Source organism: Flavobacterium sp. (assembly GCF_044341265.1).
In the GTDB taxonomy this organism is placed as follows: Bacteria; Bacteroidota; Bacteroidia; order Flavobacteriales; family Flavobacteriaceae; genus Flavobacterium.
On record NZ_JBIISA010000021.1, the window covers coordinates 40,074 to 62,613 of the forward strand.

At 31.4% G+C, this 22,540-nt stretch carries 9 protein-coding genes; 3 read left to right on the forward strand and 6 right to left on the reverse strand.

All coding sequences use genetic code 11. The annotated features are described in order from the left end of the window. Positions 1-94 precede the first annotated feature (94 nt). A complete protein-coding gene (locus tag ACIQ06_RS10845) occupies positions 95-571 on the forward strand; it encodes a GNAT family N-acetyltransferase (protein WP_396146258.1) in 477 nt (158 codons plus the stop codon). Positions 572-599: 28 nt separating this feature from the next. Next, a complete protein-coding gene (prmC, locus tag ACIQ06_RS10850; RefSeq protein WP_396146261.1) occupies positions 600-1,454 on the forward strand; it encodes a peptide chain release factor N(5)-glutamine methyltransferase in 855 nt (284 codons plus the stop codon). 65 nt (positions 1,455-1,519) lie between these two features. Here prmC and ACIQ06_RS10855 read toward each other — a convergent pair whose 3' ends face one another. Beyond that, positions 1,520-2,764 (reverse strand): ABC transporter permease, encoded by a 1,245-nt coding sequence (locus tag ACIQ06_RS10855; protein ID WP_396146263.1) that lies wholly within the window; start codon positions 2,762-2,764, stop codon positions 1,520-1,522. 190 nt (positions 2,765-2,954) lie between these two features. Here ACIQ06_RS10855 and hisS point away from each other — a divergent pair, with 190 nt between their 5' ends. Continuing rightward, positions 2,955-4,313 carry a histidine--tRNA ligase gene (hisS, locus tag ACIQ06_RS10860; RefSeq protein ID WP_396146265.1) on the forward strand — a complete coding sequence of 453 codons (1,359 nt, stop codon included), beginning with the start codon at positions 2,955-2,957 and terminating at the stop codon, positions 4,311-4,313. A gap of 394 nt (positions 4,314-4,707) precedes the next feature. On the opposite strand, the gene ACIQ06_RS10865 is transcribed toward hisS, so the two are convergent. The 5 genes from ACIQ06_RS10865 to ACIQ06_RS10885 form a co-directional block, all read right to left on the reverse strand. Continuing rightward, positions 4,708-9,294 carry a LamG-like jellyroll fold domain-containing protein gene (locus ACIQ06_RS10865; protein ID WP_396146267.1) on the reverse strand — a complete coding sequence of 1,529 codons (4,587 nt, stop codon included), beginning with the start codon at positions 9,292-9,294 and terminating at the stop codon, positions 4,708-4,710. 356 nt (positions 9,295-9,650) lie between these two features. After that, on the reverse strand, positions 9,651-18,104 hold the full coding sequence (locus tag ACIQ06_RS10870) for a M14 family zinc carboxypeptidase (RefSeq protein WP_396146269.1): 8,454 nt from the start codon (positions 18,102-18,104) through the stop codon (positions 9,651-9,653). Positions 18,105-18,326: 222 nt separating this feature from the next. Further along, on the reverse strand, positions 18,327-18,521 hold the full coding sequence (locus ACIQ06_RS10875) for a hypothetical protein (RefSeq protein ID WP_396146271.1): 195 nt from the start codon (positions 18,519-18,521) through the stop codon (positions 18,327-18,329). A gap of 1,596 nt (positions 18,522-20,117) precedes the next feature. Beyond that, a complete protein-coding gene (locus ACIQ06_RS10880; RefSeq protein WP_396146273.1) occupies positions 20,118-20,762 on the reverse strand; it encodes a response regulator in 645 nt (214 codons plus the stop codon). Then, the gene (locus tag ACIQ06_RS10885; protein ID WP_396146275.1) at positions 20,752-22,455 is read right to left on the reverse strand and encodes a sensor histidine kinase; all 1,704 of its coding nucleotides are present in this window, start codon (positions 22,453-22,455) and stop codon (positions 20,752-20,754) included. The genes ACIQ06_RS10880 and ACIQ06_RS10885 overlap by 11 nt, the downstream gene beginning before the upstream one ends. Positions 22,456-22,540 lie beyond the last annotated feature (85 nt).

Genomic DNA, 22,540 nt, shown 5'->3' on the forward strand with positions numbered 1-22,540 from the left:
ACTATTTTTGTAATGTAATTTTATAATTCAAAAGCATTTGATTTTTTGAATTTTGAATATCCAACTTTGAATAACGAATTTTGAAATTTTAGAAATGATAATTAGAGAAATCCAATCTGAAGATAACAAACAAATTGCCAATGTAATTCGTCAAGTATTTATATCGGATGATTATCCAAAAACCGGAACTGCTTTTGCCGATAAGCAATTAGATTTTATGTTTGAAACCTATGATAAACCAAAATCTATATATTTCGTAGTTGAGATTGAAGGAAAAATTGTTGGTGGAGCAGGAGTAAGTCAATTGGATAATTCGGAAGAAAATATATGTGAATTGCAGAAAATGTATTTCTTACAAGAAGCTCGTGGAAAAGGAATTGGATTTGAAATGATTCAAAAATGTTTGACAAAAGCAAAAGAATTCGGCTATGAAAAATGTTACTTAGAAACACTTCCAGAAATGCTCGCAGCTCAAAGTTTGTATAAGAAAGTTGGGTTTGAGTATCTTTGTGAACCACTTGGTGGAACTGGTCATATAAGTTGTCCGGTTTGGATGATAAAAAGTTTATAGTAGTTTAATATTGTTTAAAAATAGTTTAATGTTGTTGAAAACCTACAAATCCACATTTTTACAAGAGCTTTCTCCTTTATATGATGAAAAGGAAATTGAGAGTTTCTTTTACATTGTATTAGAAAGTTTTCACAACAAGAAACGAATCGATTTGGCATTAAATCCAGAAATGGAAATGGATGCTGTTCAATTGTTGCGATGGGAAAGCGTTTTGTCTGATTTAAAAAAAGAGAAACCTATACAATATATATTAGGAGAAACAGAATTTTATGGTTTGCCATTTCTTGTAAATGAAAACACATTAATTCCAAGACCAGAAACTGAAGAATTGGTAGAATGGATTTTGGAAAGTACGAAGTACGAAGAACAAAGTACGAAGTTGAATGTTTTAGATATAGGAACAGGAAGTGGTTGTATAGCTATTTCATTGGCTAAAAATCTTCCAAGTGCTCAAGTTTCTGCAATTGATGTTTCTGAAAAAGCTTTGGCTACAGCTCATAAAAATGCTGAAATAAATAAAGTTGAAGTAAATTTTATTCTAAAAAATATTTTGGAAACAAAAGTTTTAGATGAAAAATACGATATTATTGTTTCCAATCCTCCTTATGTTAGAAATCTTGAAAAAGAAGAAATTAAGCCTAATGTCTTAGAATATGAACCTCATTTAGCATTATTTGTTGAGGATAATGATGCCTTACTTTTTTATAGAAAAATAGCAAAATTAGCCAAGAAAAATTTATCTAAAAACGGAAAATTATATTTTGAAATCAATCAATATTTAGGCAAAGAAACAGTTGAATTACTTGAAGAAATGGGTTTCAAGAATATTGTTTTGAAAAAAGATATTTATGGAAATGATAGAATGATTAGAAGTACAAGATAGATTTACTTTGTATTTTCTACTTCGTATTTTGTACTTCGTATTTTGTACTTCGTACTTCGTACTTTTTATTCGTATCTCAACGCCTCGATAGGATCAAGTTTCGATGCTTTTATTGCCGGGTAAAGTCCAGAAACTATGGCTACAATGAAACTTGTTATTACAGCAGCAACAATTGCACCCCAAGGAATAACAAATCCGAATTTCATTAAGGATGCCATTAGATAACCTACCAACATTCCTAATATTATTCCAACCAATCCACCAATTTGAGCGATTAGTAAGGTTTCCATAAAAAACTGCCAAGCAATGGTATTTTTTTTGGCTCCAAGTGATTTTCTTACACCAATTTCTCTTGTTCTATCGGTTACAGAAACAATCATAATGTTCATTAAGGCAATAGAGGAGCCCATGATAGTGATAATACTGATTACCCATGCTGCAGCACTTAAATATCCTGTGATATTGGCAATTCTGTTGGCTAAATCGTCACTTCTCGATATTCCGAAATTGGTTTCTTCTACTGGACTTAGTTTTCTAATTTGTCGCATAGTAACCGTTGCATCATTTACAGCACTTTCTAAAAGTTCTTTTTTGTCTACCATCGAACTTACTGTGTAATTGATGTTTGGTGTTGAAAAAATAGAACGTGCTACTTGTATTGGAATAAGAATTCGTAAATCTTGATTGTTTCCAAAGGTTGAGCCTTTTTCTTTTAAAACACCAATCACTTTAAATTTTGCACCTCTTATAGAAAGAATTTTATCTACAGGATTGACGTCTTTTAATAAACCTTTTGTTGCAAAATCACTACCAACAAGACAAACGTATGCATTGTTTGAAATATCGAATGGATTGAAGTTTCTACCATTTACAATTTCTAATCCAGAATTGGTTGTATAAAGGTCATCAACTCCTAAAACACTTATTTCGGGATCGGTTTTTTCATTTTCATATTTTACCTCTGCAGTTCCAGTTGCAGTGAATGAAACGGAAGTATGTGTAAAAGGATAATCGTACTTTTCTTTGAATGCTTTGGCTTCAGGATAAGAAATGATTGGGTTTATTTTTTCAATTTCACCACCACCTTGATTTCTTGTAGAAAATTCATATTGATTGATGTTGAAAGTATTAGAACCCATAGAAGCAAATTTCGAGTTCAACTCATTGTCAATTGCTGAAACAACCGTAAGAATTCCTACTAAAGCTGTGATTCCTATGGCAATAATGACGATGGTAAGAATCGTACGCAACAATTGTGCACGAATCGAACCCAAAGCAATCTTAATATTTTCTCTAAAAACTGAATTCATAATTCTTATTTGACACGAAATTACAGTTTTTGTTACAAGTTTGTGTTATAAGAATTACAAATTATTTTAAAAAGTATGATATTTGTACCATAATTTCAGATATCTGATTTTAGATATTAGATTTAATGTCTAAAATACAATCTGAAAATTTAATATCTGATATCAAAAATCTAAAATCTAATATTTAAAAATGGCATCTAAACCAAGTATTCCTAAAGGCACACGCGATTTTTCACCAGTTGAGGTTTCTAAACGTAACTATATTATTGCTATTATGCGCACTCATTTTGAGAACTATGGCTACCAACCTATAGAAACACCAAGTTTTGAAAATTCAGATACTTTGATGGGGAAATATGGTGAAGAAGGTGATCGATTGATTTTTAAAATTTTGAATAGTGGTGATTATTTGGATAAAGTATCTTCTGATGAATTACAAACAATTAACTACAAACAATTAACTAGTAAAATCTCCGAAAAAGCTTTACGCTACGACTTAACAGTACCATTCGCAAGGTACGTTGTGCAACACCAAAGTGAGATTGAGTTTCCTTTTAAAAGGTATCAAATTCAACCAGTTTGGCGTGCCGATAGACCACAAAAAGGACGTTTTAGAGAATTTTATCAATGTGATGCCGATGTTGTTGGTTCAACTTCGTTGTGGCAAGAAGTAGAGTTGGTGCAATTATATGATGCTGTTTTTGCAGAATTGGGATTGCATGGTGTTACCATTAAAATCAACAATCGTAAAATTTTATCTGGAATTGCTGAGGTTATAGGAGCTTCAGATAAATTGATTGATTTTACCGTTGCTTTAGATAAATTGGATAAAATAGGAGAGGACGGCGTCAAAAAAGAGATGCTTGAAAAAGGAATTTCTGAAGAAGCTTTAGTCAAAGTACAACCATTATTTAATTTTACAGGAACTATTCAAGAGAAAATAGCGAAACTTTCGGTTTTGCTTTCTTCGTCAGATGAAGGAATGAAAGGAGTAGAGGAGTTACAATTTATTTGTGATAATGTTTCTAAACTTGGATTACAAAAAGCAACTTTGGATTTAGATGTAACTTTGGCTCGAGGATTGAATTATTATACAGGAGCAATTTTTGAAGTTGCAGCGCCAGAAGGAGTTGCCATGGGTTCGATAGGCGGTGGTGGAAGATATGACGATTTGACAGGTATTTTCGGATTAAAAAATATGAGTGGAGTAGGAATATCTTTTGGTTTGGATAGAATTTATTTGGTTCTTGATGAGTTGGGATTGTTTCCAGAAACGGTAACTACCGCAACGAAAGTGATGTTTTTAAATTTTGGAGAAATCCAATCTTTTGAAGTAATGCAAACCATTCAAAAACTTAGAGCTGCTAACATTAAAAGTGAAATGTATCCAGATGCAGCCAAAATTGATAAACAATTTAAATATGCCGAAAGAAGAGGAATTCCTTTTGTAGTAAAGGAAATTTCAAATGGATTGTTCACTTTGAAAAATATTATTTCTGGTGAGCAAGTTCAGGTAGACTTTTCTACGTTAAGTACAACTTTGAAATAAATCTGATTTTTTAATAAAAAAAAACCACGTAAACTACGTGGTTTTTTTGTTTTGTTTGATTGCCTCAGATTTTGATTTAACGTTGCTTCTTTATGTTATCGTTTTCTTTTTTTAAAATAACATAAAAAATTTTTCTGTTTTTTCATTTTTTTTTAGAGTTTATGTTTTAAACCCGAGGACTTTTTTTTATGTCTTTTTTCAAACCCCCATTTGAAAAAGACATGCACCAATCAGTATTATGGTGTAAAAGTATAGTTAATAGATAATTGTGTTTTAAATTTTAGATGATTGAAGCTTTTCTATCGTTGAAAGTATCAAGTTTTTAGATGATTAGTAAAAAGTAAAAAGCTCCGCATTTGCGGAGCTTTTTGGCGTCAAATCAATCATTTAAACCCTAATTAAAAACGATTTTTCTGCTAGTATCACCTTTGTCTGTTTTTACTTTTACAATGTAAGTTCCAGAACTAATTCCACTGATAGGCAATTGGATGTTTTGTTGACTTTGATTTTCTACTTCAAAAGTCGTAACTAATTGACCTAACAAGTTGTATAGTAATACTTGTTCTACTGTGGCATCAGCCACGTTATTTTTAATGTTCAATATGTTTTTAGTATTTGCGTAAGCTACTTCAATTCCGTTTTCAATATTGAAAGAAGCATTAGCTAAAGCTGCACTATTATCTTTAAATGTTAAGGTAAAACGATTATCTGTAAGACCTTGAGGTAATTCTACAATATAAGGATGATCAGTAATTTCATGATATTGGTTATTTGTATTGTCATGAATGAATGCTCTTAAGTTATCACCACTTGTAAAGTTTTCTGCAGTGTCTAGCATAATTTTTACTTCACCTGTTACACTAGTTTTGATTCCGATAGGATAAGAGTTATTCACATCAAAGTTTCCTTCTCCTTGAATTACAAGTTTAGTTCCAGTATTGATAAAATAAATATCATTTAATTGGTTATCAATGTTTGCAGCGTCGTATCCAAAATCTATTGCGCTTGTAGCAAGTTGATTCATAAATCCTAAAAGAATTTGTCTGTGATAGTTATCTTTAGATGTTAATCCTAAACGTATTTTCTTGAAAGAATCAGTTGTAGTTTCATCATCTTGATTGTTTGTGAAATGATTCACAGATGATAACATATTGGTATTACTTCTAAATAAACTTGTTGATAAAGCATTATCTTCTTTAATAAATGCTCTTTGGTTATTATTAAAAGTAACCGTACCTCCAGTACCAGAACCTACAATGAAGAATCCTTGGCTTACAGGAATATATCTTTGAGGAACTTTTGCACTAACTCCAACTCCGCTAATACCTGCAGGAGCTGTTGGAGGCGTTCCACCAACTAAGTTTCTTACAGAATATCCACCTTGATAAGCTACCAAGTTGTGAGTACTGTTTGTGCTTGAATGTTCCCAGAAATATAAAGCTCCAGTTGTTGAAGAATTATTTGCTGTAATAAATGCATCAGCATCAAGAGCAGAAGCATAAGGGTTTCCTGCAAGGTTCAAATTGTTAGCTGCAACAGTTGTTGTAATTAAACCATTGTTAGGTTTTCCAACAAAAGTAAAGTTTTGATTTGCACCTGCAGCACCGCTACCTTTTAATGTAAATCCTTGTGCAGGATTCAATGTACCACCAGAACCTACAGATTGCCAGTTAGCATAACTATTGCTTAGATTTTGGAATTTGAAAATCCAGTAGCTACTCAATGTTATTGGACTTGTTGGACTACCATTCAATCCAGATGTCCAAGTAATGTTTTGTGGTGTACTTGTTGTACCATCTTTCATAACACCATTTACAGAAAATGTATTGTTGTTAGTTGTGTTATTGATAGTTCCTACAGGAGATGACCAATAATTATAGTTATAAATATTTTTAGTTCCTTGTTGATCTCTTTCAATTCTACCAGAACTTGTTGGGTCTAAATCACTATTAATAGGTTGTACTAATTGTGATCTTCCTTGTAAGTCCATGATACCATCTAATCTGAAATGATGTGTAATTTCGATTTTAGAATCGTTAGATGATGATAATGTGTTTGAGTGAGTAAATAAACCTAATAACACTTTGTTACCATTTGAATCAACATTGTGATTTGTTCTTACAATATTCCAATCAATTGGAGTTGTACCATCAACTATAGATAAGCTGTAAGGGATATCTTGTATAGTACCATTTCTCCATGTTCCATCAGTTGACCAAGAACCATTTGCTGCACTCTCATATGGCATTGGAGCTGTTTGTAAATTGATAGAAATTTTATCAGGAATTACTAAGCTACCTCTATTAGCATTGTTAGAATCGTCGTCAAGGTGAGTTCCGATGTAGGAATTCATTGAATAATAAGCAATTAAGTTATTCCATAATAATGCACTTGCATCATTTTTTGTAACTGTAGTAGGAATAATAGTTCCTCTTGTCCCAGTTCCATTTTGAGCAATTTCTTGGTTCATTAGGAAACGAATTTCAGTAACTGAAACTGCTCTGTTCCAAATTCTTAATTCATCGATGTCTCCTTTGAATAAATTAATAATATTGTTTTTGTCAATATATTGAGCTCCAATTGCAAAAGTGCTTGTTGATGCAGCCGGAGTTATTGCTAAATTTTGACTTCTGTCTAAAACACCATCAATATAAAGTCTTAAAGTTCCACCAGAATAAGTTGCAGCAAAATTATGCCAAATAGCATTTGGAATTGCCGTATTGGTTACTAACACTTGTTGTATTGGAAATCCTAAAACTGTGCGATACCATTCAACACGAATTCTATTATCGTTTTGTAAAACTACTTGATATCCTGTTGTGGCAGATGCTTTTTTAGCAATAATCGTTCTTTCAGTTCCTAAATCATTGGCACCATTTGGTCTAATCCAAGTCATTATTGAGAAGTTAGATCCAATTTCGTTTACATTATCAATTCTCACGTAATCATCAGAACCATCTAACGTAATGTGTAATGGGTTAGTTGCACGATGTGCTACACCAAAAGTGATGAATTTAGTTCCGTCAAAATCATATAAACAAGTTTGATTGATACCAGTTGTTGACATGAATACTGTTTCAACACCAGTCGTAAATCCTGCGTTTGTCGCTACTACCATAACATAAGCATCTGTTGGTCCCAAAGCCGGTAAACCACTTGTGAATGATGCTGTTGGAATAGCAACTCTTGTAGTAGCAACATCACCACCAGTTTCAACTACTTTCCATCTTCTGTTTACTACTTCTGTAATTGTTGTAATAGTAGTTGGACCTAAATCTACATTTAAGTTAACACCAGAGTTGTTCATGTTTGCTCCATTTGAACCCCAAACTAGGTAACTTCTATTTGTTGCAAATGTATTTGTATTTGCCGAATTAGTAGCTAATATATCAGTTAAACCAATAGTCATAACTTCTGTTGTATTGATGCTTTTAGATTGTTTTTGAGAATGTTGAGATGCATCATCTCTAAAAATACCTGCAATATCAAAATTGTATCCTGCATTTGTTGTAGAATTCCAAACTACGTTACCATTCGAGTCTTCATAGTTCATTGAAGTTCCGTTTACTCCTAATGTGATACCATATTTTAAAGCTAAGTAAGTTTCGATTCTTCTTCTTTCGCTAACATCATTTTTTCTGCTTGAAAAAGAGATTACTTCGGCAATTCTACCTCCAAAACTTCCATTCCAAACTTGACTTCTACCTAACCAATATCTTCTGTTAGATATATTAGCAAATTGAGGTACTCCAACTTCAGTATTATCTATTCGATTTGCATTATGAAATAACTGCATGCCATTTATTGCAGGATTATTTCGTGCATTTAAAATGCTAATTGCATTGGAATAAGAATCTGATGTACTTGTGTGTGCTATACCATATCCTCTTAAGTTTACATCGGCAGGATTTGGACTTGGACTTGAACCTATACAATAACTTACTATTTCATTATCCATTCTAATAGTATATTGGCCATAACCAAAACCTGTACCATCATTGTCGTATGGATTTAAATTTTGTGAGCAATAAATATCAGTACTAGGAGTAGCAGCATTGTAAGTAGAAGGAACATCATTTACAAGAACTAAATATTGCTCATGAGTAAAAAAACCGCCTGTTCCATTCAATTCAGCTTGATTTGTTAATCCAGTGAAGTCAGAAATACCATTTATAGCTGGATTGTTGTTAAAGAATACTGTTGGGTTGAAGTTAATATTATCTGTAGCATTATTTTTAAATCTTGGTCTATTTGTTAAAGCCGCTCTTGTTGCATCAATAACGGTTGCATCATTTCCTTTACCTATATCTTCCCAAGAGTTTACATCTGTATTGTCTGATGCTACACCTGTTCCATTTACTTTATCAGCTCTTAACCAAGTTTCTAGGTTAGCAGTTATACCTCCAGGACCATTAGTAATAGTATTGTAAGTTGTACCTATAATAGAAACATAATCCAAATAGAAAAATCTAGAAGAGTTGCCTATTGCTGCTGAAAATCTAAATTGAGATGTGGCAGAGAATGTGAAATTAGTAGAAAAAAGGGTACCATAAAAGGCATGATAAATTCCTGAATTATTCATATCTCTAATTGTTCCTCCATTACCAACTGTATAAACCCTAACAGTTTGCCATGCAGCAGCTGTGTTTGGACGATATTCCAAAGTAATTGTTTCGTTAGTGTTTGCATTATGTCTCAAAAAGAATTTGACATCAATTTTGTTGTAAGGTAAAGTATTAATACCAGCGGCAGGTGATGTTAATGTCATACCAGTAGTTCCTCTAAATCTAACAGCATTTGATCCTTGATATGCAGTTGCGCCTCCACCAAATCTAACAACGTTGGCTCCTCCAGAGGTCCATATGCCTAGTGAAGATTCAAATGTTTCAGAATTGATTACTGTTTGCGATAAAGATGTTAATGGTAATAGCATTAAAACTATAACTCTTAATAACATTTTTGTTTTAGTAAAATTTTTCATAACTCTTAGGGTTTTAATTATGATTTCTTTTTTTTCATCAAGTAAGAAAATCATGAATCTTACTTATATGTAATTTGACATGACAAATGTAGAGTTGTAATTTTAATTAAAAAAATATTTCATCGATAAAATACATAATAAATCGATGAAATACATAAAAATAAACAAAATAAGAAAAATTTCTTACAAATAAATAATTTAAGCATAGTAGTAATTCTACAATTTTGACGCCTTTAATTGTTGAAATATTTGATTTATTAATTTATTTGATTGAAAAAAAATGTTTTTAAGATAAATAGATAAAAAAAAGCCACCTATTTAATAAATAGATGGCTCTTTTGAAAGCAATTATAAAATTATCGTTTAACTATTCTTACAGTTTTTGTATTATTTCCTTGAGTTACAATCATTGAATAAACTCCACTAGGATATGAACTTCCAATAGCAATACTTTCTAACTCATTTGAATCTAAGTTGATTGATTCAATTTGTCTTCCAGTTAAGTCATATACTGTTATAGAAGTATTTTTATTAAATATTGTATTCGTTTTAATGTTGAAGCTATCACTAAATGGATTTGGATAGATTGAAACATTAAATTCAACTTCACCAATACTATCTTCGTTAATAGTTTTGTTATTAACTGGTCCAGGCTTAATAATAGTACATGTTTGACCATATGGACCAAAATCTGGTTCATTAGGTAATTTTACAGAAACTTGAACTGAGTAAGTACCTGTTGTAAGTCCAGCAAAATTATTTAAAGTGAATCTATTATATAAATTAGTATAAGTTGCATTATATCCAGATCCGTTAAATATTCTGAAACGGTAAGAAGTTGCACCATTAATCGCATTAGCTGTTATCAATTCTGAATTACTATTTACTGTATAATTATTACAAAATGTTGATGCTAATTGTGTAGTTGGGTGGGCTGGTGTATAGATATCACATGGAGTACCATAAGGTAAGAAGGTACCATCCATATTTCTTAAAGAAACTTCTACTCTATAAGTACTTGCAAACAAGATTCCTGACAATTGTGTCATGTTGAACCTATTCATACCTTGAGTAATTTCTTGTGAAGCCCCTGTTGGAACACCTGCAATTACTCTTGTAACTCTAAATCTATAAGCAGTAACACCAGAAACTACTCCTGCATTTATCCATTGGTTCATAGCTGTTAATGTACTTCCACATTGTGCTCCAATTGTTGAAACTGGATTTGGTGTGTTTAAGTAACATGGTGTTCCAAAGAAAGGTTGCCATACGTTGTTGTATCGTACTGCAATCTCAAACATATATCTTGAGTTGTAAGTAGTTCCTGGAACGTTCGCCAAAGAAATATTATTTACTGGTCTGTCAATGATAACTGGTGCAGCAATTGGTGCATTAGTATTCATATCCACTTTAGTGATTTTGAATCTGTACCCTTGAGCAGAATTAGTCCAGTTTGTCGTAACAGTTGAGTACAAACCTGCAATAGTTGTACCACATGTTCCTGATGGTAATGATCCTACAATTGGTGTACAAGCATTGTCGATAATTCCGTTACAATCGTTATCTAATCCATCATAACAAACATCAACAGCATTAGGATTTACATTTGCTCTTGTATCATCACAGTCAGTTCCAAAAATCACATAACCTAAAGGTTGAGAACATGATTGAGTTGAAACATTTGGATTTCCAAAACCATCATTATCTAAATCTTGATAGTAAGTATTTAATGCATTAGAAGCGGCATTATTATCATTACAATCTAAATTATTAGTTACATATCCAACAGGTTGTGAACAAGCTTGAGTAGAAACTAATGGATTGCCAAAAGTATCACCATCTAAATCTTGGTAGAATGTAATTAATACATTTTGAGTATTGTTGTTATCATTACAATCTGTGTTATTAGCAACACCACAAGCTACAATTGTAGTAGAACCGAAACCATCGTTATCAGCATCTAAATATTGAATTTGGTTATCGTTACAATCAGAATTATTTAATACATAACCAACAGGTTGCGAACAAGCTTGAGTAGAAACTGATGGATTTCCAAAAGTATCACCGTCAATATCTTGATAGAATGTAATTAATACATTTTGAGTATTATTGTTATCATTACAATCTATATTGTTAGCAACACCACAATCTACAATTGTAGTAGAACCGAAACCATCGTTGTCAGCATCTAAATATTGAATTTGGTTGTCGTTACAATCAGAATTATTTAATACATAACCAACAGGTTGCGAACAAGCTTGAGTAGAAACTGATGGATTTCCAAAAGTATCTCCATCAATATCTTGATAGAATGTAATTAATACATTTTGAGTATTGTTGTTATCATTACAATCTGTATTGTTAGCAACACCACAAGCTACAATTGTTGTAGAACCGAAACCATCGTTGTCAGCATCTAAATATTGAATTTGGTTGTCATTACAATCAGAATTATTTAAAACATAACCAACAGGTTGAGAACAAGCTTGAGTAGAAACTGAAGGATTACCAAAAGTATCACCATCAATATCTTGGTAGAATGTAATTAATACATTTTGAGTATTGTTGTTGTCATTACAATCTGTATTGTTAGCAACACCACAAGCAACAATTGTTGTCGAACCGAAACCATCGTTATCAGCATCTAAATATTGTATTTCGTTATCATTACAATCTGTATTATCCAAAACATAACCAACAGGTTGTGTACATGCTTGAGTAGAAACTGAAAGATTACCAAATGTATCTCCATCAATATCTTGATAGAATGTAATTAATACATTTTGAGTATTATTGTTATCATTACAATCAGTATTGTTTGCAACACCACAAGCTACAATTGTTGTGGAACCGAAACCATCGTTGTCAGCATCTAAATATTGTATTTCGTTATCATTACAATCTGTATTGTTTAAAACATAACCAACAGGTTGTGTACATGCTTGAGTAGTTACAGCAGGATTACCAAAAGTATCACCATCAGTATCTTGGTAGAATGTGATAATTGTTCCACCATTTGTAACAACTACAGATTGAGTTTGAGTTGATGTATTTCCGTTACCATCATTGTATGTCCAAGTGACTGTATAAGTTCCTTGAGCATAGTATGTTAAAGCATCAGTTGTTGTACCAGTAATAGTTCCTGCACAAGCATCAGTTGCAGTAGGAGCAGTTACAGTAGCAGAACATTGACCAGTTACAGTTGGCAAAGAAGCTACGTTTGCTATTGGAGCAACAGTATCATCAACAATTACTGTTTGAGTTTGAGTTGATGTATTTCCGTTACCATCATTATAGGTCCAAGTAACAGTGTAAGTTCCTTGAGCATTGTAAGTCAAAGCATCAGTTGTTGTAGCAGTAATAGTTCCAGCACAAGTATCATTTGCAGTTGGAGCAGTTACAGTAGCAGAACATTGACCAGTTACAGTTGGTAAAGAAGCTACATTTGCTAATGGAGCAATAGTATCATCAACAATTACTGTTTGAGTTTGAGTTGAAGTATTTCCGTTACCATCATTGTATGTCCAAGTAATAGTGTAAGTTCCTTGAGTATTGTATGTTAAAGCATCAGTTGTTGTACCAGTAATAGTTCCAGTACATGCATCAGTTGCAGTAGGAGCCGTTACAGTAGCAGAACATTGACCAGTTACAGTTGGTAAAGAGGCTACATTTGCTAATGGAGCAATAGTATCATCAACAATTACTGTTTGAGTTTGAGTTGAAGTATTTCCGTTACCATCATTGTATGTCCAAGTAATAGTGTAAGTTCCTTGAGCATTGTAAGTCAAAGCATCAGTTGTTGTACCAGTAATAGTTCCAGTACATGCATCAGTTGCAGTAGGAGCCGTTACAGTAGCAGAACATTGACCAGTTACAGTTGGTAAAGAAGCTACGTTTGCTACTGGAGCAATAGTATCATCAACAATTATTGTTTGAGTTTGAGTTGATGTATTTCCGTTACCATCATTATAGGTCCAAGTCACAGTGTAAGTTCCTTGAGCATTGTAAGTCAAAGCATCAGTTGTTGTACCAGTAATAGTTCCAGCACAAGCATCAGTTGCTCTTGGAGCTGTAACAGTTGCTGAACATTGACCAGTTACAGTTGGTAAAGAAGCTACGTTTGCTACTGGAGCAATAGTATCATCAACAATTAATGTTTGAGTTTGAGTTGAAGTATTTCCGTTACCATCATTGTATGTCCAAGTAACAGTGTAAGTTCCTTGAGCATTGTATGTTAAAGCATCAGTTGTAGTACCAGTAATAATTCCAGCACAAGCATCAGTTGCAGTAGGAGCCGTTACAGTTGCAGAACATTGACCAGTTACAGTTGGTAAAGAAGCTACGTTTGCAATAGGAGCAATAGTATCATCAACAACTACAGTTTGAGTTTGAGTTGATGTATTTCCGTTACCATCATTGTATGTCCAAGTCACAGTGAAAGTTCCTTGAGCATTGTATGTTAAAGCATCAGTTGTTGTGCCAGTAATAGTTCCAGCACAAGCATCAGTTGCAGAAGGAGCTGTTACAGTTGCAGAACATTGACCACTTACAGTTGGTAAAGAGGCTACGTTTGCAATAGGAGCAATAGTATCATCAACAATTACCGTTTGAGTTTGAGTTGAAGTATTTCCGTTACCATCATTGTATGTCCAAGTAACTGTGAAAGTTCCTTGAGCATTGTAAGTCAAAGCATCAGTTGTTGTACCAGTAATAGTTCCAGCACATGCATCAGTTGCAGTAGGAGCCGTTACAGTAGCCGAACATTGACCAGTTACAGTTGGTAAAGAAGCTACGTTTGCAATAGGAGCAATAGTATCATCAACAATTACTGTTTGAGTTTGAGTTGAAGTATTTCCGTTACCATCATTGTATGTCCAAGTAACAGTGAAAGTTCCTTGAGCATTGTATGTTAAAGGTGAAGCAGTTGTACCAGTAATAGTTCCAGCACAAGCATCAGTTGCAGTAGGAGCCGTTACAGTAGCTGAACATTGACCAGTTACAGTTGGTAAAGAAGCTACATTTGCTAATGGAGCAATAGTATCATCAACAACTACAGTTTGAGTTTGAGTTGAAGTGTTTCCGTTACCATCATTGTATGTCCAAGTAATGTTATAAGTTCCTTGAGCATTGTATGTTAAAGGTGAAGCAGTTGTACCAGTAATAGTTCCAGCACAAGCATCAGATGCAGTAGGAGCAGTTACAGTAGCAGAACATTGACCAGTTACAGTTGGTAAAGAAGCTAAATTTGCTAATGGAACAATAGTATCATGAACAACTACAGTTTGAGTTTGAGTTGAAGTGTTTCCGTTACCATCATTGTATGTCCAAGTAATGTTGTAAGTTCCTTGAGCATTGTATGTTAAAGGCGATGCAGTTGTACCAGTAATAGTTCCAGCACAAGCATCAGATGCAGTAGGAGCAGTTACAGTAGCAGAACATTGACCAGTTACAGTTGGTAAAGAAGCTACGTTTGCAATAGGAGCAATAGTATCATCAACAATTACTGTTTGAGTTTGAGTTGAAGTGTTTCCGTTACCATCATTGTATGTCCAAGTAATGTTATAAGTTCCTTGAGCATTGTATGTTAAAGGAGAAGCAGTTGTCCCAGTAATAGTTCCAGCACATGCATCAGTTGCAGTAGGAGCCGTTACACTAGCAGAACATTGACCAGTTACTGTTGGTAAAGAAGCTACGTTTGCTACTGGAGCAATAGTATCATCAACAATTACTGTTTGAGTTTGAGTTGAAGTATTTCCGTTACCATCATTATAAGTCCAAGTAATGCTGTAAGTTCCTTGAGCGTTATAAGTTAAAGGTGAAGCAGTTGTACCAGTAATAGTTCCAACACAAGCATCAGTTGCAGTAGGTGCAGTTACAGTTCTTGAACATTGTCCAGTTAATGTTGGTAAAGAAGCTACGTTTGCTACTGGAGCAATAGTATCATCAAAAATTACAGATTGTGATTGGAATGATTGGTTACCTCTATTGTCAGTATAAGTCCAAAGGATTGAATAAGTTCCTTGAGCAGAATAAGTTAATGGATCTGTGGTAGTTCCATTAATAGTTCCCATACAATTATCAGTTGCAGTAGGAGTTTGTGTAATATTTACTGAACATTGTCCTGAAATTGTAGGTAATGTTGTTACGTTTGCTACAGGTGCAGTCGTATCTGTAATAGTAACTGTTTGAAATTGATTAGAAGTATTTCCGTTACCATCATTGTAAGTCCAATAAATTTGGTAAGTTCCCTGAGCATTATATGTCAAAGGTGAGTTTGTAGTTCCAGTAATTTGACCGTAACAATTACTTGTTGCAGTTGGAGCAGTTACAGTAGCTGAACATTGAGCAGTTATTGTTGGTAATGAAGCAACATTCGGAACAGGTGCAGTACAATTTACATTTATTGTAAATGTTCTTGCACTTGTTGTAGTTGAATTACAAGTATTGAATACTGTTACATTTGCTGTTCCTGCAGTTGCAACATCAGTTGCATTGATAGCTGCAGTTAATTGAGTTGAACTAACAAAAGTTGTTGTTCTATTTGTTCCATTCCATCTTACAATTGATTCTCCACTAACAAAGTTTGTACCATTTACAGTTAAAGTAAATGCACCAGAACCTGCAAGTCTAGATGTTGGATTAACCGAGTCATTTGTTGGATTTGGTTTTACGGTAACAATAACTTCATCTCTATTACTTTTTACAGCACCTAATTTCCAATTAAAAAATTGAAAGAAAGTTCCTGTTCCACTATTTGCCGTTATAGATATACTACCACTTGTTATAGGATAAGTAATTCCGGTAGTAGCTCTAATCAATGTATTACTTGTTCCTGAAAGTTGTCTTGAAACTAATCTTAAACCAGTTGCTACAGGTAAAAAGAAATCTAAATCGATGTCTTTACTTCCGGTAGTTGTTAATCTAACTACTTTTGATTCAAGCATTACACCTGAGCTGTTTTGTAATTCTACTAAAATGTCACCAACTACAGTATTGTTTATAGCTACTGATTTTAGTTTAGTTGGAGTGGTACAATTGAATATTAGATACCTATTTGCTAGAGCAGCATTAGTTGCACCAGTTCCAGAAACAGTTGCAGGACCAACATTTGCAGGAGTTACTTCTCTTTCAACCCAATATGATGTGTTTGAAGTTAAAGCTGGTGTAGTATAAGCAGCTGTTGAAGCTAAAGGAGTTGTTGATGTAGCACTATTATACCATCTTATTGTGCCAGTACCAGTTGCAGATAAGGCAGCGGTTTGTCCTGTACAAATTGTTGCATCACTTGCCGTTGGTACTGAAGTTGAAGGAACCATAGTAACATTAAGTGTCGTTGTAGCATTATTTGTTAAAGTAACAGATATTGTTTGAGTGGCATAACCTGGAGCTTCAAAAATTACATTGTAAGTTCCAGCAATTTGAACTTTGTGATAATCACCTTTTGTGGGAGAAGTTTCAACCCATGAACCAAAATTATCAAATGTTCCTCCAACATACACTTTTGCATGTATTGGATTCCCAGATTGATCAGTAACTATACCATGTAAACCGTAATTAGCTTGTTTTACAAAGTTTAATAATGCTTGTCTATTTCTATCCCAAAAGAAAGGTAAATTAGCAGCAGCAGGAGTTTTTAAATCTGAAATTTCTACAGTTATTTCTTTGCTATGATCAAAATAGTTGCTTGCATCTTGTCTTCCGCCATAAACAGAATACCATGCAGCTCCGTTTGTTGTACCAGGAAATTGTCCAGTATTATAAACCGCATCCATATAATTTAAATTCCCATCAGCAGTTTGACACAATTGTGCGTATTCTGTAGAAACAAATTTAAAGTAAGTATCATGTGGATGATAACTAAAATTACCAGTTCCTGGTGTATTTGAAGTGTCTAATGGGAAATTTATAACTTCCGTTCCTCCATGATAGTTTGCTGCCAAAACAAAATTTCTAGTTGCTTGAAAATTCATAAAAGCAACTGTTTCTAGTTGATAAGCAAACCCATCGTCATGTAATCCTCCAATGGCGTCAGCATAATTTCTATTTAAATCTACACCTAAAGAATTTGCTCTTGTAGGAGTATTTGTAGCTCCACCAGGATTATAAATATCATTACTAATAGTTTTGTATGATCCATCTGGATTTGCAAGTGGATTTATGTATAATTCAGTTCCATTAACTAAGTTAGTAATTTCAGATAATGAGCCGTAATTAGTTAACAAATAATCAATAAAATGAAGCATAGTTGGGTAACCTGTAATTTCGTCACCGTGCATTGAAGAAGTATAGAAAAATTCTGGTTCTGTTTCATCAGTGCTTGCATTATCTGAAATTTTCAGAACGTACAATGTTCTTCCAAGAGCAGTTGTGCCAATACTTTGTAAAGTACACAAACTTGGATATGTAGCTGCCCAATATTGCATTTTTGCTACATATTCAGAATATCTAGGATAAGCATCCCATGTAGTATCCCATGCAGCTGCAGCTCTATTTGCTGTAAGCTCCTGAGGGATTTCGTTGTCTTCAGCAGTAACTTCATAAGCCAATCCGTAAGTTAAGAACTTCTGAAATTGCTCTTTGTTAGCATAAACCTCTGCTTTCAATTCATTTTCATCCACAGCTTTATGGCTGACAGATACAATTCTATTGATTTCTAAGAACTGCGCTTTACTATTTGCTTTAAAAGTAAAAATGACTTCACCTTTTTCTTTCAAATAATACATTGCTTTTTCGTAAGAACTACCTTTCTGCGCAAAAGAAGCGCTTGAAAATAAGATAGTTAACAATAATACAAGAGTAAATTTTTTCATTTTATTAGGGTTTTGAACGACAAACCTAAAAAATACTTCTTTTCTGACAAAATATTTTATCGATAAAATGCATATAATATCGATAAAACACACAAAAAGATATTTAATGAAATATTTATCTTACAAATAATAATTTTACATTCTTTTTTGTAGTCTACTTTATCATATCTAAAAAAATGCGCAAAGTCAGGAGGCATTTGCGCAGCTTTTTAATGGAATACTTTACAGAACTTGTTTGAAATTAAAATTTTCCTTGATTTTTTGGATACGAAATGCAATTCTATGAATCTGGCATATTTTAGAAATATTTATTTTCTTTAAAAATGACTTTAAGTCATTTACAAATTTTTCGCTATCAAAACCTTTTATCTTTTTTATAATTAGAATTTCTTTAGAATTTTTAAAAATTTTAGACATAAAAAAACGGTTTAGCGTACACTAAACCGTTGATTTCTAAAACTTAATTCGTAGTAGCGAGGACGGGAGTTGAACCCGTGACCTCAGGGTTATGAATTTTCCTCTAAATAAAAAACAAACGTATTTGTTGACTTCAGAGCACCAAATTTTCAAGTTTTTATAAAAATCGTGTTCAAATTTATGTTCAGAATTAGAAACCAAATATAACAAATATATTTACTAATCTTAGTTAGAAACTAACATTTTGTAAAATTAAATTAATTCACTTATCCATTTTTATCCATACTTATATAATTAACCATTTTTAACTACAAAAAACGACGTTAAAACACTTTTAAAACAACTATAACATCATTATTGATGATATAATTGAAAACCAAGGTAAATTTAATAACATATAATTTATGAAAAATCCAATACATGCCTATTTTTTTGTTAATGTTTCTTCTGGCAGCTAGTTTTTTTAATACTTAGTTTGACACAGTGTTTATAATGTTCTATTTTTTTCTTTTGATTTTGGTTAAAATTCTTCAAGCCTCTATATTTTGAATATATAATTTTAAGGCTTGTACAATCATAATTTTTCGATAATATTTACATTAGATAGTTTATTATACTTGGATATTACCAAGCTTAAAATTGTGTATCAAAAGGAATTAATAAACAATTATTGATTTCAAAATTATTATTTAAAATACGGAATAGGTTATGGAACTATTGGTTTTAATTGTTGCAGTATGATTTGTGCTGCCAAAAATTACAACATTGCCGAATGAAATTTCAAAATTTTTAGAAGTATTAGCTTTATAAGTAAGTTCAATTCATATTACTCCATCAGTATTCAAGCCTAACGAAGTATTAATTGTTTCTCATAGAAAACTCGGTGTTGATGGAGAAATTCGCCAAGTCCATCAATTTCCTCCATTTCCATTGGCTCCAACGGTATTAAACGAGGTTGCTTGACCAGCTAAAAACTCTTCACTATTAAAATTAGGTAAATCTAAACAAATGAACCATGAAGAATTTAGTTGTAGCTACCAAAAGAGTAATACTTAGTTGTATATTTTCTTCTTCTTTCAATGAAACTTAAAAATCTGAAATTCTTGTCGTTCCCTTTCGTTCGGACTAATTGAATTAATTCTTACTTGCTTACTAATTTTTAGTATTACAAATAAAAATATTAAGTATTAATTACCAGTTAAGTTTTCTTACTGTTGCTTCTAATTACTCTGTAAAATTAAAATATTTTAACTTCTTGTTTTTATATTGAACTCCTTTATAAAAAAAAAATCCTTTCTGAATTCTTTTATTTGTTTAATCATTTTCAATGCTGATAGAAATTTATATTCTGTATTTATTACATTTTTTAAACTACAACCATTTATACTTCACACTTAATTTACTCAATAAACCAAGTTCTTTCATATATTTTGAAGCCTATATACTTGATACTTTGTAGCACAATACTTAACTCAATGTTTTTTTACTGTTGTAATGATTTTCTTAATCCAAAATAAATGGAAGTTACTTGTTTTATTTCATTTTATTCTAATAGTTATAAAGGAAGGAGTTCATAGAAAAAGATGTCAATTCAAATCACAAAATCAGATTGTTATCTAGAGCAAATTTAATTAACCCTGCTAAGTTGTTTGTTCCTGTTTTAGAATGTATATTAGCTCTATGGGATTCAACAGTATATTTGCTTATAAACAATTTATTTGCAATCTCTACAGTTGTTAAACCATTAAAAATTTCTACTAAAACTTCTTTTTCTCGTTTTGTTAAAATAGGTTTCTCATTGTGCCTAGATTTATTATTATCTGATTGTAAAAGTTTGTAAATATCTGAATGAATATATAATTCACCTGCAACAATCTTATCTAGCCCTTCTAGCAAATCCTTTTTATTAATATTCTTTATCATAAATCCTGAAATTTTATTTTGAAGAATTTCAATTATTAAAGATTTTTGATTAAAACTTGTAATTATATTTATCTTAATTTCAGGAAATTTGTTATTTATTATTTTACAAATTTCAGTTCCATCTATATCTGAATTAAGGTTTATATCTAAAAACAGAATATCTATTTTGCATAAATCATTTTCTAAATCATTAAATAAATCTTTATAATCTTGATAGACTTTTGATATTTGATATTTATCATTTTCCAATATAGATTTTAATGCTTCGCCAATTAGATAGTGATCATCTAAAATTGCAATTTGAGTTTTAGTTTTCATTTTCTATTTTTAGTTCAATATATATTGATGTTCCCAAATTTAATTTTGAATCAATAACTATATTTCCATTATAAAGATTGATTCTTTGTTTAATGTTTGACAAACCTACTCCACTATTTAATTTAGTAGAATTATAATCAAATCCGATTCCATTATCCTCTATGGATATTTGAACTTTATTTTCAAATTTTGATAATTGTAATAAAACTTCAGATGATTTTGCATGTTTAATAACGTTGGTTAGTAATTCTTGAATGATTCTGTAGATATTGATGTTTAAGTTTTTATTTTCAATCTGTTCAAAATTTACTGTTTGAAACTTTATGTTAATACAGTTTTGATTTAACAACACTATATAATCATTAACAACTTCAATTAAGTTTTTTCTTGATAACAATTCAGTGGTTAAGTTGTTCGAAATGCTTTTTGATTCAACTATTATTTTATCAATTAGCTCTTCAATTTTTGGATTATTGTTAGATGATATTTGCATTTTTGCTGCTGATAATAATCCACCAAGACCATCATGAATTTCTGTTGCAATTCTATTTCTTTCTTTTTCTTCGGCTTCAATTATTAATTTTAAATTAGTTACCACATTATTCTTTAAATCGACCTCTTTTTGCTTTCTTCTGTATTTATTTAAATATAAAATTGATAATAAGACTATTAAAATTATAAAAACAATTAAATACAAAATAGAATTTTTTCTACTTATCTTATTTTTAAGCTCAAGCACTTCATTTTCTTTATTTATTTTATCAATAAAGTTATTAAAATCATTAATAATATCTTTAGTAATTAAGCTTGATCTTTTTTCATTTATACTATTTAACTGTTTTAAAATTAAAAACCCTTTTTTAAAATTACCTGTCTTTGTTACAATTTCAGATTTTATTTGCATGGCAATTATTTTATCAAAATCGAAATACAATTTGTCAAATTCATTTATGACACTATCAATCAATCTAACAGATTCTTCATTATTTCCATTATTACTTTCATGAACTGACAATAGCATTTTATAATACAATTTTAAAAAATCATTATTTGACATCTTTATTAAAGCATCAATATCAGTAAGTTCTTTCTTAAATTCATTACTTCTAGATTTATTTACAGAGTTAAGGTAAAGTAATTTATATATCTTAATTTTCAACAACAGATTATTATTTTTCTGGTCTTTTGCATAAAGCTCGTCTAGAAGAGCAATGTAATGAGTATATTTTTTTTCATCTTTTTTATCGGTGTAGATATTTACTAAATTAAAATATACGATTTCTTTCGAATCATCTTTCTTAGCTAACTTTTCAGATTCTAAATAATAATATTCTGCCAACTCAATGTGATTAAATTCGTAATATAAATTACCAATTAAAATTAAAATATTACACTGTTCGCTTTTATCATTTACTTTTTTGAAATAAGCTAAATTAGATTTCAATATTGAAAATGATTCAATAATTTTCTTTTGTTTATAGTATAAAACAGCTTTTCTATTTAATAATAATTTACTATCTCTAGTTTCACTTTCTTCTAATGTTGTAGTGTTAACTAATTTTTCTGCCGAAATAAAATCTCCAATAAAAATTAATGAATCTATAGATTTTATTCTCTTTTTAAGTTGATTTGGCTCATTTCCACCATAGTTTATTAATGGTGTTAGTAATAATAAATAGTATAGTAATTTCATTTTTTACAAGTCTAAATTTTAAATAATATATTAAGAATCTAGTTGTTTTCAACCATATTTTTTTTAATGGTTTTCAAGTAAGAAT